Annotated in this window: 17 protein-coding genes; 11 read left to right on the plus strand and 6 right to left on the minus strand. The window is 63.8% G+C overall.

Going from position 1 to position 16772, the window contains the following annotated elements; genetic code table 11:
- Positions 1–2 precede the first annotated feature (2 nt).
- From ureC to ureG, 4 genes are read left to right on the plus strand one after another with little or no spacing between them, the layout of a single operon-like run.
- Positions 3–1712 carry an urease subunit alpha gene (ureC, locus tag FPZ08_RS19775; protein WP_146292132.1) on the plus strand — a complete coding sequence of 570 codons (1710 nt, stop codon included), beginning with the start codon at positions 3–5 and terminating at the stop codon, positions 1710–1712.
- Positions 1713–1731: 19 nt separating this feature from the next.
- On the plus strand, positions 1732–2196 hold the full coding sequence (locus FPZ08_RS19780; protein ID WP_146292134.1) for an urease accessory protein UreE: 465 nt from the start codon (positions 1732–1734) through the stop codon (positions 2194–2196).
- On the plus strand, positions 2193–2855 hold the full coding sequence (locus tag FPZ08_RS19785; protein WP_146292136.1) for an urease accessory protein UreF: 663 nt from the start codon (positions 2193–2195) through the stop codon (positions 2853–2855). The genes FPZ08_RS19780 and FPZ08_RS19785 overlap by 4 nt, the downstream gene beginning before the upstream one ends.
- 25 nt (positions 2856–2880) lie before the next feature.
- Positions 2881–3513 carry an urease accessory protein UreG gene (gene ureG / locus FPZ08_RS19790; protein ID WP_146292138.1) on the plus strand — a complete coding sequence of 211 codons (633 nt, stop codon included), beginning with the start codon at positions 2881–2883 and terminating at the stop codon, positions 3511–3513.
- 9 nt (positions 3514–3522) lie between these two features.
- Here the strand turns inward: ureG and FPZ08_RS19795 are convergent, their stop codons facing one another.
- From FPZ08_RS19795 to FPZ08_RS19820, 6 genes are all read right to left on the minus strand, one after another.
- On the minus strand, positions 3523–4386 hold the full coding sequence (locus FPZ08_RS19795; RefSeq protein WP_186767093.1) for an AraC family transcriptional regulator: 864 nt from the start codon (positions 4384–4386) through the stop codon (positions 3523–3525).
- Positions 4387–4528: 142 nt separating this feature from the next.
- Positions 4529–5422, minus strand: a complete 894-nt coding sequence (locus FPZ08_RS19800; RefSeq protein WP_146292142.1) for an MBL fold metallo-hydrolase — start codon at positions 5420–5422, stop codon at positions 4529–4531.
- 25 nt (positions 5423–5447) lie between these two features.
- Positions 5448–6098: a hypothetical protein gene (locus FPZ08_RS19805; protein WP_146292144.1), complete on the minus strand. Its 651-nt coding sequence runs from the start codon at positions 6096–6098 to the stop codon at positions 5448–5450.
- On the minus strand, positions 6092–6433 hold the full coding sequence (locus FPZ08_RS19810; protein WP_146292146.1) for a hypothetical protein: 342 nt from the start codon (positions 6431–6433) through the stop codon (positions 6092–6094). Before FPZ08_RS19810 ends, FPZ08_RS19805 begins: the two co-directional genes overlap by 7 nt.
- A gap of 54 nt (positions 6434–6487) precedes the next feature.
- Entirely contained in the window at positions 6488–6667 is a 180-nt protein-coding gene (locus FPZ08_RS19815; RefSeq protein ID WP_146292148.1) for a hypothetical protein, read from the minus strand.
- 92 nt (positions 6668–6759) lie between these two features.
- Complete coding sequence (locus FPZ08_RS19820) at positions 6760–9138, minus strand: autotransporter family protein (RefSeq protein WP_246132730.1); 2379 nt, start codon at positions 9136–9138, stop codon at positions 6760–6762.
- Here FPZ08_RS19820 and FPZ08_RS22705 point away from each other — a divergent pair.
- From FPZ08_RS22705 to FPZ08_RS19855, 7 genes are all read left to right on the plus strand, one after another.
- A complete protein-coding gene (locus FPZ08_RS22705; protein ID WP_186767094.1) occupies positions 9125–10078 on the plus strand; it encodes a hypothetical protein in 954 nt (317 codons plus the stop codon). The two genes, FPZ08_RS19820 and FPZ08_RS22705, sit on opposite strands and share 14 nt — an antisense overlap.
- A 273-nt stretch (positions 10079–10351) precedes the next feature.
- A complete protein-coding gene (locus FPZ08_RS19830) occupies positions 10352–11566 on the plus strand; it encodes an MFS transporter (RefSeq protein ID WP_146292150.1) in 1215 nt (404 codons plus the stop codon).
- A 269-nt stretch (positions 11567–11835) separates the two neighbouring features.
- A complete protein-coding gene (locus FPZ08_RS19835; protein ID WP_146292152.1) occupies positions 11836–12582 on the plus strand; it encodes a FadR/GntR family transcriptional regulator in 747 nt (248 codons plus the stop codon).
- 1 nt (position 12583) lies between these two features.
- Entirely contained in the window at positions 12584–13882 is a 1299-nt protein-coding gene (locus FPZ08_RS19840) for an ABC transporter substrate-binding protein (protein ID WP_186767095.1), read from the plus strand.
- A gap of 63 nt (positions 13883–13945) precedes the next feature.
- Positions 13946–14812, plus strand: a complete 867-nt coding sequence (locus FPZ08_RS19845; protein WP_146292156.1) for a carbohydrate ABC transporter permease — start codon at positions 13946–13948, stop codon at positions 14810–14812.
- Positions 14812–15657 carry a carbohydrate ABC transporter permease gene (locus tag FPZ08_RS19850; protein WP_146292158.1) on the plus strand — a complete coding sequence of 282 codons (846 nt, stop codon included), beginning with the start codon at positions 14812–14814 and terminating at the stop codon, positions 15655–15657. Before FPZ08_RS19845 ends, FPZ08_RS19850 begins: the two co-directional genes overlap by 1 nt.
- 3 nt (positions 15658–15660) lie before the next feature.
- Entirely contained in the window at positions 15661–16743 is a 1083-nt protein-coding gene (locus FPZ08_RS19855; protein WP_146292160.1) for an ABC transporter ATP-binding protein, read from the plus strand.
- Positions 16744–16772: the final 29 nt, after the last annotated feature.

Here is a 16772-nt window from a genome sequence, read left to right on the forward strand (position 1 = left end):
TCATGCCCGCCCGCCTTTCCCGCGCCACCTATGCCGACATGTATGGCCCCACCACCGGTGACCGCGTGCGGCTGGCCGATACGGACCTGTTCATCGAAGTGGAGCAGGATTTCACCATCTATGGCGAAGAGGTGAAATTCGGCGGCGGCAAGGTGATCCGCGACGGCATGGGGCAGTCGCAGAAGACGCGGGCCGAAGGCGCCGTCGATACCGTCATCACCAATGCGCTGATCGTCGATCAGAGCGGCATCTACAAGGCCGATATCGGCCTCAAGGACGGCCGCATCCACGCCATCGGCAAGGCCGGCAACCCCGATACTCAGCCGGGCGTCACCATCATCATCGGACCCTCGACCGAAATCATCGTCGGCGAAGGCCGGATTGTCACCGCCGGTGCGATGGACGCCCATATCCATTTCATCTGCCCCCAGCAGATCGAGGAAGCGCTGATGAGCGGCGTTACCACCATGCTGGGTGGCGGCACCGGGCCTGCCCACGGTACGCTCGCCACCACCTGCACCGGCGCCTGGCACATCCAGCGCATGATCGAAAGCTTCGATGCCTTCCCGATGAATCTGGCTTTGGCCGGCAAGGGCAATGCCTCGCTTCCCGCTCCACTGGAAGAGATGATCCTGGCCGGCGCGTCCTGCCTCAAGCTGCACGAAGACTGGGGCACTACGCCTGCGGCAATCGACAATTGCCTGTCGGTGGCTGATGCCTATGACGTGCAGGTGATGATCCACACCGATACGCTCAACGAGAGTGGGTTCGTGGAAGACACCATCGCCGCCTTCAAGGGCCGCACTATCCATGCCTTCCATACCGAAGGGGCAGGGGGCGGCCATGCCCCCGATATCCTGCGCGTCGCCGGCCTGCCCAATGTCATCCCGTCCTCCACCAATCCGACGCGGCCCTATACGGTCAACACCATTGCCGAGCATCTCGACATGCTGATGGTGTGCCACCACCTGTCCCCGTCCATCCCGGAGGACGTCGCCTTCGCCGAAAGCCGCATCCGCAAGGAAACCATCGCTGCCGAGGATATCCTGCACGACATGGGCGCGCTCTCGATCATCTCGTCGGACAGCCAGGCCATGGGCCGGGTCGGCGAAGTGCTGATCCGCACCTGGCAGACCGCCGACAAGATGAAGAAACAGCGCGGGCGCCTCGCCGCCGAAACCGGCGACAACGACAATGCCAGGGTGAAGCGTTACCTCGCCAAATACACCATCAACCCGGCTATCGCCCATGGCATGAGCGCCCATATCGGTTCGGTGGAAGTGGGCAAGCGCGCCGATCTGGTGCTGTGGAGTCCCGCTTTTTTTGGCGTAAAGCCCGAAATGGTGTTGCTGGGCGGCTCCATCGCCGCCGCCCCCGTGGGCGACCCCAATGCGTCCATCCCTACGCCCCAGCCCATGCATTACCGGCCCATGTTCGCCGCCTTCGGCAAGCTCCGCACCAATTCCTCGGTGACCTTCATTTCACAAGCTGCCCATGAGGATGGCCTGCGCAACAGGCTCGGCGTCGACAAGCAATTGCTCCCGGTGACCAATACGCGCGGCGGCATCGGCAAGGCCGCGATGATCCACAATTCGGCCACCCCCGACATTGCGGTCGATCCGGAAACCTATGAGGTCCGTGCCGATGGCGAATTGCTGACCTGCGAACCGGCCACCGTTCTGCCCATGGCGCAGCGCTATTTCCTGTTCTAGCGAGGAGGACGACAAGCTCATGCTGCGCGCCATTTCCCATCTGCCCGCCGGCCATGGCCAGGGTCCCGCCTTCGACAATGTCGTGCTGGACCACGACCAGCGCCGCCTGCGCCGCAAACTGCTCACCCTGAGTGGCGGCGGCGAGGTCATGGTGGATTTCCCCCAGACCATCACCCTTGACCATCTGGGCGCATTGCAGCTCGAAGATGGAAGGCTGGTCACCATCATTGCCGCGCCCGAACTGCTTTACGAAGTGCGCGGCCGCGACACGACCCATCTGGTCCGGCTCGCCTGGCATATCGGCAATCGCCACACCTCGGCCCAGCTCGAAGCAGAACGCCTCCTGATCCAGCGCGATCACGTCCTCAAGCTGATGCTGGAAGGGCTTGGCGCCTCGATCACCGAAGTGCGCGAGCCGTTTTTCGCCGAGCATGGCGCCTATCACAGCCATGCCGATACCGGCCATGCCCTGCTGGCGCGATGACATCAAACAGCGATCTGCAAAAGCTGCTGATCTGGCTGTCGCCGGCCTTTCCGGTGGGCGCTTTCGCCTGGTCTGCGGGCCTGGAAACGGCGATCGTCGCCCGCCAGGTGCATGACCGGGCCAGCGCCGAGCGCTGGATTGCCGGCAACCTTGCCCATGGTGGCATCCGCACCGATGCCATCCTGCTGGCCCATGCCCATCGCGCGGCCGGCGACGCCCCTGCCTTGCGCGATCTCGTCGATCTTTGCCTGGCCCTGACGCCGGCCCGCGAGCGGCATGACGAAACCCTCGCCATGGGCGATGCCTTCATCACGGCCGCGCAAGCCTGGCCGGTCGCGGGCCAGGAGGCGCTGCCCCGGCCCTGCCCCTATCCGATCGCCGTGGGCGCCGTGACGGCCGCCCATGGCATGGCGCTGCAGGCGGTGCTGACAGCCTTCCTGACCTCGGCGGTACAGGGGCAGGTCTCGGTGGCCGTGCGGCTGGTACCGATCGGTCAAGGCGACGGTCTTGCCATCGTGGCGGCACTGGAACAGGCTGTTTCTGCCGCCGCCGCGCAGTGCCAGCATCTTAGCCTGGATGCTATCGGCGCCGTGGCCTACGCCGCCGACATTGCGCAGATGGCGCATGAAACGCTGCCCACGAGGATTTTCCGGTCATGAGCGAATATTTCCCCCTGAGGTTGTCATGAAATCACCCAATGGACCCCTGCGCATCGGCATTGGCGGGCCCGTCGGCTCGGGCAAGACCACGTTGTGCGAAATGCTGCTCAAGGCCATGCGCGAGCGCTATTCCATGGCCGTGGTCACCAACGACATCTACACCAGGGAAGACGCGCTGATCCTGGCGCGGGCCCAGGCGATCTCCGAGGATCGCATAGTGGGCGTCGAAACCGGCGGCTGCCCGCATACCGCTATTCGCGAGGATGCCTCGCTGAACCTGGCGGCCATCGCCGAGCTCAACCGCAGCTTCCCCGATCTCGATATCATCCTGATCGAAAGCGGCGGCGACAACCTGGCCGCGACCTTCTCACCCGATCTGGCGGATTTGACGATTTACGTCATCTCGGTGGCCCAGGGCGAAAAAATCCCCCGCAAGGGCGGCCCGGCCATAGCCCGCTCCGACCTGCTGGTGATCACCCACACCGACCTGGCCCCCTATGTCGGAGCCAGTCTCGAGGTGATGGAGCGCGACACCCAGACGATCCGTGACGGCCGGCCCTATGTGTTCACCGACCTGCTGCGGCGCGAAAGCCTCGAACAGATCATCGCCTTCATCGAACGGGCCGGCGGCCTGCAAAGCATCCGAGCCGCAGAATAGCTGCCCGCCCTATTCCAGCGGCACCAGCATGGTGCAGACCGGGGCCCAGGTGCTGTTGGCCTTGATCGGGCATTCGGTGAAGAATTCGAGCCCGGGGACATCAGAATAATTGTGGTTCGTCGTCGGCATCCACTTGTCGAGCATATAGGCATAGATTTCGAGGCGCGGCCGCGGATTGCGCGTATTGTCGATGACCGCGTAAAGCCCCGCATCGGTGGTCACCAGATGGTCCTTGATCCCGTCCAGTTGCAGCCGGGCGTCCTGGTCGTCGGCAAAGACATAGCAGCAGTCGTAGCGAATTTCGTTGGATGGGGTGACGCGGGGATCGTCGTAGACGCGCCCGAGAAACCGGGCCTCCGCTTCATCGCCGCCCCGCAGCGCATCGGGCAGCCGGTCGAGGAAGTCCCGCCAGATATCCTGCATCCTGGAATAGGGCCCGTAATACCGGCGGAACAGGCAGCGATAGCTGCCGATATCGCGTGTCTGGATCCGGGGAGCGGTGTCCAGGGAGACGCTGTTATTGCGTTGCCGGTAGAACGTTTCGGCATCCCAGGAGGCATTGTCGGATCGATAAGCGGTGGGCGAAACACCCCAGAAGGTGCGAAAGGCACGGGTGAAGGCGGCGTTGCTGCCATAGCCATAGGCGATTGAAATTTCGTAGATGGACTGGCTCGTGTGTTTCAGCCGGGACGCCGCATTATGCATCCGCACCCGCTTGAAATAGGCGTAATAGGATTCGCCCACCTCGGCCTGGAACAGGCGCTCGAAATAGAATTTGCTGAGCTTGACCTTGGCTGCTGCTGCCTCGAGATCGATGGGCTCGGAAATATTCTGTTCGATATATTTCAGCGCCGCGAGTATCCGAATATCCACTGGCCTTGGTCCTAACCTGGCAGCAGTTTCCTGCCGACGCCCAACTTCTGCACCATGCGATCTGGAACCCAGCCCAGCACGCCGCCTGCCTCGATCATTCTTGTCACGGCATCGCGACAGGCGAAAGACCTGGGCCGGGTTATCAATCCGTCCCGCCGTCCGGTGGAGAGGGCAGGGCGTCCAGCGGAAACTTGAGATACCGTTTTCCATTCGGCTCCGGCACCGGCAACCGCCCGCCGCATATATTGACCTGCAGCGCAAACAGGATCAGCCGGGGCATCGGCAAGGTGCGGTCCCGCGCCTCCCTCAGCGCCACGAATTCCTCTTCCGTCCGGCACTTTGCCATGTGGATATTCCTGGCCTTCTGTTCGCCAACCGTGCTTTCCCAAAGTGGCTCCCGCCCATCCGGGCGATAATCATGCCCGACAAAAATCCGGGTCTCGTCCGGAAGGGCCAGAATTTTCTGGATCGAGCCCCACAGGCTGACGGCGCTTCCGCCGGGAAAGTCGCATCGCGCGGTCCCGCTATCGGGCATGAACAGCGTGTCATGCACGAAGGCGCAATCCCCGACCAGATAGGTGACGGAAGCGAGCGTGTGCCCCGGCGAATACAGCACCTTGACCGGCAGCATGCCGATCCAGAACGTATCGCCGTCTTCGAACAACCTGTCCCATTGCGATCCGTCGGCGACGAAATACGGCCAGTTGTAGATATCCTTCCATAGCCCCTGCACGTCGATGACATGCCTGCCGATGGCCGTGGTGCTGCCTGTCCTGGCCTTCAGGTGGGCGGCAGCCGAAAAGTGGTCGGCATGCGGATGGGTATCGAGAATCCACTCCAGCGTGAGCTGCTCGCGCGCGATATGATCCAGCAGCGCGTCGGCATTCCCCGTCGATATGGTGCCGGAGCGTTCGTCGAAATCCAGCACCGGGTCGATGATCGCGCATCGCCGCGTCACTGGATCGGTGACGACATATTGCACCGATCCTGTCGGTGCGTCGTAGAAGGCGGTGACTTCCGGTCTCATGCCGCTCATTGTTCCTTCTCCCCCATAGATTGACCTACCGCCACACGAGAATACCGGCGGCAACGATCCCCAGCAGCAGATGCGGCAATAGGTCGACGCCCGGCTGGCGCAATGGCGGCCACCATAGGCGGCGCCCACCCCGCGCCAGCAGCACGAACTGCCGCAGCGCGAGATACCCCGCTATGCCCACAAGGCCGGCATAGCGCAGTTCGGCCTGCGCCAGCATGGCTGTCATCGCCGCGATAGCGCCGCACAGCACGATCTCCAGCCAGCGGATATCGATCGCCACCGATCTTACGGCAATCGCTGTGCCGCAGCACCCCGTCAGCAGGCAGCCCCCGCGGGCCAGCGCATAGGCAAGATTGATCGCCGTGCCATGCGCCGCTGCCACCATGAGCGGATCGATGCCGCTTACCGGGGCCGTGGCACAGAGCGCCAGGCTCAGCCATGCCGCCGCGGCCGCCCCGCCGGACCATGAAGCCGCGGCAAACCGATAGCGTTCCGTCCACACCGCAATGATGAACCGATAGGACGAGCCCCCCAGCACCGCAGCGAAGAACGCCGCCGCCGCCGCCATCCAGCCTGCCTGTCCCAGCATGGTTCCGAACACCAGCCCCGCCGCCCCAAGGGCGGCGATGCGGTAAAGCACGACGACGGATCGCAGGTCCGGCAATCGGATCAGCATTCGTAATCGACGCCGCAACCCGTTTCGGGGTCGGGATCGGGATTGTTTTCGCCCGGCGGTGGCGGAGCTTCCCCGGAATCGGAGCCATCCTCATCCACGGTCGAGGGCGGATTCAGGTAGGACTGGGCCTCGGATTCGGAAATCACATTGCCATACATGTAGCCGCCGTCCTTCGGCCGCAGGTTCCAGGAGTTGTTCGGTTTAAAGGGCGCTATATAGCCCCTGGCCCAGCGGCCATCCGCCAGTTGAACGACGGAGAGGACGCCGGGGCCGCCCGAGATGAGCGTGCCGGTGCTTCCCCCGCAGGCGCCTCCCGCATGGACTGCTATGAGCACGCCCGCCAACAACCATCGCGATGACTTTCGAGACATAATATCCTCCTGTTTCTCTCACCTGCGTTCCGCGAGCGGGGCCGGCTCTTGTGCAGCCTGGTCCACTCGGGTCAGTTCGATTTCCAGCGCCACTTCGATCGACTCTTCGATCTGCAGCGCAATTGCTTGAGCCCGGCCGTCATGGCGGGGCAGGGAGTAGAGCGCCTGCTCGAGCTGGTCGCGCACCGCGCGCGCCATTGCTTGATTGTGAAAAACTCGCATCCGTAGAAGTCGCCCCCGTCGAAATCACTGGTTGGCGGTGGGCGGCACATGACCGCCCACCATCAGTTTCAGAACTTCACGGTCAGGTTTGCCTTGAAGCCATGGTCCTGGGCCGACCCGGCGATCTGGCCGTTATAGGAAAGGCCGAACGTGGTCTCGGGCGTGAAGTTGAGGTCGAGCCCGGCCTCGATGACGGCGGTGTCCTTCGCAATCGGCGCGCCGGCAATGGTGAAGGCGTCGCCCGAGGCGAAGGCATGGATACTGTCCGGCGTTACCTCGCCAAAGGCATGCTTCCAGCCCACCATGCCCCGAAGCGTCGCATCCACCGTGCCCAGGGCAAGCGTGTGCTCGGCGCGCAGGCCCAGCGTCGCGAAGGTCACATCGGCATTGCTGCCGGGCCCCGAGAGGGCCGCGGCGCCGCCCGTTTCGCTGAAGCTGCCCGTATGCAGGGACACATGGGCAAGATTGGCGAAGGGCTCGAAGCGGGTGCCATTGTCAAGCTCGAAGCCATAGGCCAGTTCCCCGAATGCCTGGAAAGTGCCGGCATTATAGGCGGCGTCAAGCGCGTCGCTGAAGCCGGGCATGCTCACCGTGCGCCGGGTTTCGAGATTGTGCCAGGTATAGGCCGCGCCGGTACGGAAGGCGATGTCGCCCCATTCGGTGCCGCCATAGAGGCCGACATGGTAATTGTCGCTCGTGCCCGACGAAGCGCGGTCATCGACATTGAAGGCAGACCGGCTGTAGCCGGCCAGCAGGCCGATGCGCCAGTCGCCGACCAGGCCATCCGTTCCGATCAGCAGGCCACCAATGCTCCGGCTGAACGCCGCGGCATTGCCATCGCTATCGGTGGAGCTCCACGAGCCGAAGCCATGGCCCCAGACCGCCGGTCCGGTATCATCGGCTGCCACGGCCATCGGCGTCCCGTCGGCACTATAGGCCAGCACTGGCGCATAGGACGCACCCGGCTGCCCGAAGGCGGAACGCAGGCGATCGTTGATGGCTTCGCGCACAAACCGGCTGTCCTCGATCAGCGCCGTCTGTCCCGAGGCGTGGATTTCGCCGGAAAGGCCATCCAGCGCGTCGCGGGCGCTCTCCACATCCGGCAGGGCCGCAACCGCATCATAGACCGGGTTGCCCGGGCCGGACGGCTCCAGCCCGTTGCCGGTCTCGCACTGGTTGGCTGTTGCCGCCACATCGCAGAACGATGTCGTGTTGCGCTTGGCATCGACGAAAACGGCATTGGCATCATAGGCGAGTGCCAGGTTGACGAAGGGCATGTTCTGGCTGAGCGCATCGAATGTGCCCGTAACCCCGCCGGCGGCGTCGATGATCGTCCAGCGGCTGTCGGGCGTGTAGACACCGCCCGCCTTGAGCGCATGGACCGTGCCGCCATTGATGGTGACCGTGCCGCTGACATCGACCAGGTCGGCGGCGAGGGCAGGGTCGATTTCGGCCTCGAAGATCGAGCCGGGGTCGAAGACGAGATCACCATCCACCACGATCGTGCCGATCGAGTTGCCAGGAGCGAGCGTGCCGCCATTGGCAATCGTCACCAGCGAGCCCGCACCGGCGCCGAGCGTACCCGAACCGCCCAGAATGCCGCCATCGAGCACATCCAGTGTGCCGCCCAATGAGCCGTTCACCAGCAGCGTGCCTTCCACCACATTGGTCTGCCCACCGAAGCCCGAACCGTCGCCGGTCAGCGTCCAGGTATTCGCACCTGCCTTTTCGAGCTGCTCGAAGCCTCCGAAGCTCTGGCCCGTGACCAGTTGCGAAGCATCGAATATGTCGTCGGTGGTGCCGCCGAGCGCCAGCGTGTCCAGCGTGCCATTGGCGAGAATGGCGCCGTTGAAAGCGTAGCCGGTGCGCAGTTCAAGCCGGTTGACGCCGCCGGTGAAATCGATGGCTGCACTGAGCGTTCCGAGCATGCTTTCAGCGCCGCCGGAAATCGTACCTGCATTGATGACCGTCAGATCGGAACCACTGACGCCATTGCCGCCGCCGGCACCAGGAAATGGGTCTGCATTCGTCCCGCCGTCACCGCCTGAAATCGTGCCGGTATTGAGAACGGTCAGATTGCTACCGTCAATGCCCGCACCACCGCCGCCGGTCGATACAAACAACCCGCCACTTGATCCGCCTGTACCGCCTGAAATGACGCCGCTATTGTGGATGGTCAAGTCTGTGCTGCTCACCCCCGCGCCACCGCTCCCGGCCCCGACCACGCCGCCGAAACCGCCCGCGCCGCCGGTAATCGTCGCGCTGTTATCCAGCAGGCCGGAGGCAATGACGCCTGCACCGCCATTGCCGGCGGGATTGACATCCGCGCCCGCTCCGGTGCCGCCCGTGATCGTTGCCGCATCCTTGTTGACGATGGTCACGATACCGGCGGTGCCGATGCCCGTCCCGCCCGTGCCGCCCACCAGGAATGCATTGGAAGGATTCATCCCTCCCCCCTTCGCCGCCCATGATCGACGCATTGTCCTGATTGGTGACGAGGGCGCCCGCGCCCACGAAAATGCCATAGCCGCCATTGCCATGGACGATATTGTTCTCGGGGCGCCAGGCGCCTGCTTGGCTGGCGCGCCCACCGATTCCGCCCAGGGCGGTAGCGTTGTCCCGATTGACGATGACGACGCCGGCGCCACCGACAATCCCCGCACCGCCATTGCCGCCGTTACCGCCGGCATTGAGGGCGTCTTCGGCGTCGCCGCCCCAGCCGCCATTGCCGCCGATGGCGGTTCCTGTGCCTTTGTTGGTGATCCACGCCCCGTCGCTCAGGCCAATGCCCGCTCCGCCGTCGCCACCACTTCCGCCCAGGCCGTGGGGGTTGGTAACACTGCCGCCATCACCGCCAATGCCGCCCTGGGCCGTTCCGGCATTGCTGGCTTCACCGGCATTTACCTGGGCTCCATACCCGCCCGAACCGCCGCCGCCGGCGCCGCTGCCACGAATACCGCCGATCGCATGGCCACCCATGCCACCCATGCCGCCGGTCCAAATCACGCCGTCCAGAATCTCGATGCCATCGCCCGCGATCCCGTGGGCACCACCGCCGCCGCCGCCTGCTCCAACATTGCCGCCGGCATCCGCACCAGCCTCGCCATCGGCACCTGGTGTCGCCCCAGCGGCTCCACCTGCTGTGCCTGGAGTGCCCCGGCCGTTGGCGCCACCATCGCCGCCGGCAGCTGCAGCGCCGCCGCCGCCGCCGCCGGAGCCGCTCGCATCGAGGTCTCCATCCATGGTGACGCCTGGTTTGCCAGCCTCGCCAGCATTGACACCCCCGGCGCCACCCAGCGCCGACGGGTCCCCGGCCACGGAGCCGCCGCCCGCGCCGCCAGCGGCGTGAGCGGGAGCCGCCGTCAGGATAAGACCGGGCGCGGATAATGCCCCGGCCAATACCAGTGCCGTCAACGATACGGAGTGGCGCAATTGCTTACTTTTAATGGATTTCGTCATGTCAATCTCAGTCCTCTAGGTCCGCCTTGAGGACGTCGCATTTAGCAGTGTTCGCCAAATCGATTTGACAGTTCTTGCCATTTCGTCGCAGGATGTGGTGTTCATTAATGTATTGACAGTGCTCAGTATTCCCCGGCTGAGCACGGTTCCCGGCATGACAGGCAAGGCCTCGTCTTCCGCACAGCTGAGAGCGACGCACAGATGCCGGAACGCGCGCGCGCGGCCATTGCCAGGCCTACGCTCCTTTTTCTGATCGTCCTTTGCGAGGGCATCGCCACGGGCCTGATCATTCCCTCGCTCCCCGAACTGTATGGCAGGGCGGCGGGCACCAGCGACCTGGTGCTGGTCTTCGGCATGGCCCTCGGGATTTACGCAATCCTCAACATGCTGGCTCTGCCCATATTGGGTTCACTCGGCGATCGTTTCGGCCGCCGCCCGCTGCTGGTCCTGTCCCTGGCGGTTGTAGCCATCGACAGCCTGGTTATTGCCTATGTGCCCGTGCTGGCGGTCCTGCTGGTGTTTCGCGCCATCCTCGGCCTCACGAACTCCACCGCCGCGACCGCAGCCGCCTGGCTGGCCGACATCACGCCGACCGAAAATCGGACCCGTCGCTTCGGCTACCTCAATGCCTGCTACGGCATAGGATTCTTCATCGGCCCGCTCACCGGCGGCATGCTGGCCGAAATCTGGCTGGAAGCGCCCTATATCCTGGCAAGCGCACTGGCTTTTACCGGCCTCGTGCTCGCCCTGCGCCTGCCGGCACGCGACAAGGCGCAAAGCGAGCCACGCCCCGATCCGGCGGCGCCCCTCATCGTCAATCCGTTGCGGCATCTGGTCTGGATCAGCGCCATGGGGCTCGTCCCCACCGCCCTGGTCTATTTCGCGGTGCGCTTCTCGTTCGAGAGCCCCAATGTGCTGTGGGTTATCTACACGAGCGAGCGCTTCGGCTTCACCTTCTCGACCATCGGATTGACGATGGCCATGTCCGGATTGTTCTACGCCATCGTCCAGCTCGTCCTGGCCGGACCCATCGCGGCGAGGATCGGGGCGGCCCGCATGGCACTGCTCGGTTTCGCCGTCGATGCCATCTCGATGGCGGTTCTGGCCTTCACCTCCACCGCCTGGATGATCTTCCCGCTTCTGGCTCCGCTCAGCTTTGGCAGCATCGCCATTCCCGCGCTCCAGTCCCTGATGTCCCGCAAGGTCGACAGCACGCAACAGGGCCGCCTGCAAGGCGCGCTGAGCAGCGTCGTCGCCCTCGCCACGATCATCTCCCCGCTCGCCTGCAGTGCGCTCTATTCAGCCACATCGACCTCAGCCCTGCCAGGCGCCGCCTGGCTCCTCCCCACCGCCGTCTATGCCGTGACAGTCCCCATCTGGCTGCTCTCACGCCGCCGCCAGACCGCACTGGCCTAGTCTCGCCAGCGACTCAGCAGAATATCCCCTGCCGACCAAGCCGATGCCCGGTCCACTATCCCGGCATCGGATAAGCGCAACCCGCATAAATCCGGCGGGCCACGTCTCACCGCGCGTGCATCTCGCTAGCACCAAATCCCACTGCACCCGCCTGATGAACAGCCGCCTTTCCAGCGCCCATCCCTGTCATCACAGCACATCGTGTAAATTGGTAAGGCCAATTGACTCTCTGTCCACTCTGCTGTTAAGCACGCTGCCAGGAGGTCGCCATGAACAAGCGCAGTATCGAATTGAAGGTCGTTCGCCCCAGGCGGCTATACGAACAGATTGCCGACCACGTGCGCGAACTCGTCCTGAACGGGACATTCCCGCCGGGATCGGCGCTGCCGCCGGAACGGGAGCTGGCCGAGATCATCGGCGTCAGCCGGCCCTCGATCCGGGAAGCCCTGATCGCGCTGGAAGTCATGGGGCTGGTCGAAAGCCGGCAGGGCGGTGGCAATTATGTGCGCACCGATGCCGGCATTCTGCGGATGATCCCGCTTGCCGGCGGACGCGACCTCGGTCCGGGCCCGATCGAACAGTTCGAGGCGCGCCGCGTGATCGAACTGGCCTGCGTGAAACTTGCAGCGCAGCGCGCCACCGAAGAGGACGTTCGCAATCTCGAGGATTGCCTCGATCGCATGCGCGATCTCATCGAGCGCAATGCGTCGCCCGCCGACGAGCACCGATATTTCCACACCATGCTTGCGAGCATCTCGCAGAACCAGATTTTCGCATCGACGGTCGCCGAGCTCTGGCGCGTCCGCAGCGGCGAGCTCTGGGACACATTGCGTCAGAAAGTCGACAACGCCGAAAGCTGGCGGCTGGGCATCGAGTTTCGCGCGCATCTCATCAACGCCATTCGTGACCGGGATTCAGCAGCCGCTGTTGCGGTCATGAGCAATCACTTCAATCGGATCGGCGAGCTTTATTTTGGGTTGCTCCCTGAACCCGATGAAGCAAACCGGGAGGTATAGAATGAAGCAGCTTTGGAAAGTGATGGGCGGCGTACTGGTCGCATCGCTTCTGGCGGGCACCGTGGCGCACGCTCAGACGACAGTGACGATGTGGACATTCCTCGACATCAATGCAGAAGGCGGCCGCAATGTCGCGCTCAAGCAGATGATCGCGGATTTTGAGGCCGCCAATCCCGATATCAAGATCGATGTCGAGCCGCAGGTCTGGTCCACGCTGGCCGAGAAGTTCGTGCTCGGATCCAATGCCGGCAATGCGCCCGATATCGGCTGGGTGAATTCGGAAAATCTCGGTTTCATCATGAATTCGGATTCCGGCGCCGACCTGAAGGCTTTGGTGCTGGACAAGTGGTCGGAAGAGCAGCGCCAGGACTTCCTTCTCACCAGCAGCTTCAGTGCCGTGACCGACGGCGACGCCGTCCGCGCCGTACCGCTGATGCCCTCCACCTGGGTGCTGATGTACCGCAAGGACCTGTTCGAGGCCGCGGGCCTGACGGCGGCCGATATCGCCACCTGGGACGGCGTGACCGAGGCCGCCAAAAAACTGACCGCGGACACCAACAGTGATGGCCAGAACGACGTCTGGGGCATCGGGCTCGGCCTGAGCCAGGAACGCTATTCCGTGACCCCGGCCTTTCTCGCCACGGTCGACGGAAACGGTCGCATCTTCGACGACAATTGCGTCGCGCAGTTCGACAATGATGCCGGCCGCATGGCCGTCGGTATGCAGGTGGACTGGATCACCAAGGACAACGTGACCCCGCGCGAAGCGTTGGCCATGTCCTCCGACGACGCCATCGACCAGTTTGCCGCGGGCCGCTATGCGATGATGATCATCGCCAATTCGCGCTACGAGCAGATCCAGCGCACCGCTGCCGGCTGGGATGGTAGCCAGCTCGGCATCGCTCCGGTTCCCGGCGTCACGGCAGGTGAGCCCGGTCCGGCGCTGCTGGTCGGCTGGTGGGCCGTGCAATGGGCCGGCTCGCCCAACAGCGAGGCGGCAGCCAAGTTCATCTCCTACATGTCGGGTGTGGAAGGGGCCAGGCTCTGGAACATACCGGGCGAGCAGATCCCGACCTACCGCTCGATCGCCGACCGGCCGGAGATGGACGATCCCGTCCGCGAAGGGCTTCGCGCCACTGCGGAAATCGTCGCCGAGAATGGCGAACTGATGCCCGGCAAGTGCAACTGGGGTCGCACCCAGGCCGATTTCAACCTCGCGACCCAGCAGGTCATCCTCGGCCAGGCGACCCTCGACGACGCCCTGCGGCAGGCTGAGCAGTCCACCAACGACCGCCAGTAACACAAGCCCGCTCGCGGAGATGGCCTCGCGCCATCTCCGCCCTCCTCAAAGCCACGGCGCGCAATGTTCACTTCAGAAAAATATACGCCCTACCGTCTGGTCGGGCTGGCGGTACTCATCGAGCTCGGGTTCGTCATCGTCCCCCTGATCATCGGCTTCTGGTACAGCCTCAACCGGGTGCAGTTCTTTCAGATCCGCGGGTTTTCCGGCTTCGACAATTACTGGCGCATCCTGACCTCCCCGATGGTTGGCAATGCCATTGCCGTCACCCTCACATTCTCCATCGTCTCGCTCGTACTGACCTTCGTCATCGGCTTCGGTCTGGCAATGTGGCTGGAGCGCTCCAACCGCCTCAACGGCGTCATGCAGGCCGTCGTTCTGATCCCCTACATGATCGCCATGCTTGTCGGCTCGATGCTGCTCAAGTGGGTGTTCTCCAAGGAGTCGGGCCTCTCGGACCTGATCCTCGCACCCATGGGAATGGGCGATGTAAGCATCCTGGCCGATCCGAATACCGCGATGGCCGCGCTCGTCTATAACGCGGTCTGGCGCGACAGCGCCTTCGCCATGATCATGCTGCTGGCCGGCCTCAAGAGCATTCCGGGGCACCTGCAGATGGCGGCCCGCGTGGACGGCGCGTCCGCCTGGTACCGCTTCGTGCGGATCACCCTGCCGCTGCTGCAGGTCCCGATCTTCATCACGGTGATCCGGCTGTTCATCCATCTGGTGAACACGCTCACCTACCCCCTCATTCTGACGGGAGGCGGACCGGGCACATCGACGGAATCGGTGGTTCTCAAGATGTACCGCCTCGGCTTCAGCGACAATGTGCTGGGGCAGGCAAACGCCCTCGCTATCCTTGTCTTCATCGTCAATCTCGCGCTGGTCGCCGTCCTCCTGCGCCTGTTCAAGAAGGCGGGCAATATCTGATGAAAGCGAACCCCTATCTGCGCGAAGCGACGCAGCGCGCGACAATCCGCACCATCGTCAACGCCATCATCGTCGTCTTTGCCCTGGCACCCATTCTGTGGGGTGTGCTGTCTTCGCTGAAACCCACCAACCAGATTCTCGAAGTGCCACCGCGCTTCATCCCGCGCGAAGTGACCCTGGAACACTATTCCCGCGTGATCGGCGACAAGGGACTGTTCTATCTGGGCAATAGCGCCCTGATCTCGGCCATTACCATCGTGGTCGCCCTGACGGTCGGCGCATTGGCGGCCTATGCCATGGCGCGCTATCAGTTCCGCGGCCGCAAGGTCCTGATGGTGTTCACCATCGGAGTCATGAGCATTCCCATCGCGTCGCTGCTCATCCCGACCTTCACGCTGCTCAGCGTGATCGGCCTGATGAACACGCATGCCGGGCTCATTCTCCTCTATACGGCCTATCAGTTGCCGATCGTCATCTGGATGCTCTACGGCTACTTCCTTTCCCTGCCGGTAGAGATCGAGCACGCCGCCCGCATCGACGGCTATACCGCATTGGGCACGTTGCGCCGGGTCGTGTTGCCGCTGTCAAAGCCGGCGCTTGTCGCCGCCGCGCTCTTCGTCCTCGTCTTTGCGTGGAATGATTTTGTGGTGGCCGTCACCATGACCTCATCGGAATCGGTGCGGACCTTCCCGGTCGCGGTCTACTTCTACCTGGGTTTCTATGGCCGCGAATGGGGACCACTGCTCGCATCCTCGGTCATTTCGATCATCCCCATCATCGCCATTTTCATCGTTCTCCAGCGCTACTTCATCTCCGGTCTCACCGGCGGTGGGGTGAAGGGTTAATCTATGTCCGCTGTCACCTTTAGCAATGTCTCCAAGCGCTACGGCGCCGTCACGGCCCTCGATAATCTCGACCTGACGGTCGGCGATGGAGAGTTCGTTTCCCTGCTGGGCCCGTCGGGTTCGGGAAAGTCGACCACGCTCAACCTGCTCGCCGGCCTGATGGCCGCGGATACCGGCACGATCCATATCGGGGATCGCGACATCACGCATTTGCCGCCCGAGCAGCGCGACCTGGCAATGGTGTTCCAGAACTATGCGCTGTACCCGCATATGACGGTCGCCGAAAACATCGCCTTCCCGCTCGAGGCGCGCAAGCCGCGCCCCGAAAAGAGTGAAATCGAGCGGCGCGTCGAGCGCGTTGCGGAAACGCTAGGCGTCGGCAACCTGCTGGCGCGCTACCCCAAGGAGATTTCGGGTGGCCAGCAGCAGCGCGTCGCGCTGGGCCGCGCCATGGTGCGCGATCCGCGCGTGTTCCTGCTCGACGAGCCGCTGTCCAATCTCGATGCGCGATTGCGCGTGCGCATGCGTCGCGATCTCAAGGAGCTGCACCGCCAGCTTGGCTCGACCATCGTCTATGTGACGCATGACCAGTCCGAGGCCATGACGCTGTCGGATCGCGTTGCGGTGTTTGCCCAGGGCAAGCTGCAGCAGGTCGCGCCGCCGCTCGAGATTTACAACAACCCGATCAATACCTTCGTGGCCAATTTCGTCGGAGATCGGGAAGCCAATTTCCTCGACGGCGAGCTTGAGGGCGAAGGCGCGCTGACCTTCCGCAAGGGCGAAACGGTGATCGCCGTCGGTGAGCGCCGGCTCAGCAAGGCCAGCCAGAAGGTGACGCTGTGCGTCCGTCCCGAGGCCGTCACCATCGGACCCCCGGACGACAATGGCATCCGCGGCGAGGTCGTCCTGACCGAGCTCGCCGGTGCGGAACTCTTCGTCTACCTGCGCCTCATGACCGGCGACGAGATTGGCGTGCGCTGCGACCCGCGCGAAATCTCCGTCGCGGCTGGCGACATTGTCGGCGTCCACTTCGATCCCCAGCGAATCCACCTGTTCGATCAGGAAAGCGGGCACACCCTCGCCTGATCTCACCCCTTCCTCGGCCTTTAGGAGTT

The organism is Devosia ginsengisoli (genome assembly GCF_007859655.1).
Lineage (GTDB): Bacteria > Pseudomonadota > Alphaproteobacteria > Rhizobiales > Devosiaceae > Devosia > Devosia ginsengisoli.

Excerpts from the sequence above, each read along its gene's own strand:
- ureC (WP_146292132.1), top strand. The coding sequence starts at position 3 with ATGCCCGCCCGCCTTTCCCGCGCCACCTATGCCGACATGTATGGCCCC.
- FPZ08_RS19780 (WP_146292134.1), top strand. The coding sequence starts at position 1,732 with ATGCTGCGCGCCATTTCCCATCTGCCCGCCGGCCATGGCCAGGGTCCC.
- FPZ08_RS19785 (WP_146292136.1), top strand. The coding sequence starts at position 2,193 with ATGACATCAAACAGCGATCTGCAAAAGCTGCTGATCTGGCTGTCGCCG.
- ureG (WP_146292138.1), top strand. The coding sequence starts at position 2,881 with ATGAAATCACCCAATGGACCCCTGCGCATCGGCATTGGCGGGCCCGTC.
- FPZ08_RS19800 (WP_146292142.1), bottom strand. The coding sequence starts at position 5,422 with ATGAGCGGCATGAGACCGGAAGTCACCGCCTTCTACGACGCACCGACA.
- FPZ08_RS19805 (WP_146292144.1), bottom strand. The coding sequence starts at position 6,098 with ATGCTGATCCGATTGCCGGACCTGCGATCCGTCGTCGTGCTTTACCGC.
- FPZ08_RS19815 (WP_146292148.1), bottom strand. The coding sequence starts at position 6,667 with ATGGCGCGCGCGGTGCGCGACCAGCTCGAGCAGGCGCTCTACTCCCTG.
- FPZ08_RS19820 (WP_246132730.1), bottom strand. The coding sequence starts at position 9,138 with ATGAATCCTTCCAATGCATTCCTGGTGGGCGGCACGGGCGGGACGGGC.
- FPZ08_RS19830 (WP_146292150.1), top strand. The coding sequence starts at position 10,352 with ATGCCGGAACGCGCGCGCGCGGCCATTGCCAGGCCTACGCTCCTTTTT.
- FPZ08_RS19835 (WP_146292152.1), top strand. The coding sequence starts at position 11,836 with ATGAACAAGCGCAGTATCGAATTGAAGGTCGTTCGCCCCAGGCGGCTA.
- FPZ08_RS19840 (WP_186767095.1), top strand. The coding sequence starts at position 12,584 with ATGAAGCAGCTTTGGAAAGTGATGGGCGGCGTACTGGTCGCATCGCTT.
- FPZ08_RS19845 (WP_146292156.1), top strand. The coding sequence starts at position 13,946 with ATGTTCACTTCAGAAAAATATACGCCCTACCGTCTGGTCGGGCTGGCG.
- FPZ08_RS19850 (WP_146292158.1), top strand. The coding sequence starts at position 14,812 with ATGAAAGCGAACCCCTATCTGCGCGAAGCGACGCAGCGCGCGACAATC.
- FPZ08_RS19855 (WP_146292160.1), top strand. The coding sequence starts at position 15,661 with ATGTCCGCTGTCACCTTTAGCAATGTCTCCAAGCGCTACGGCGCCGTC.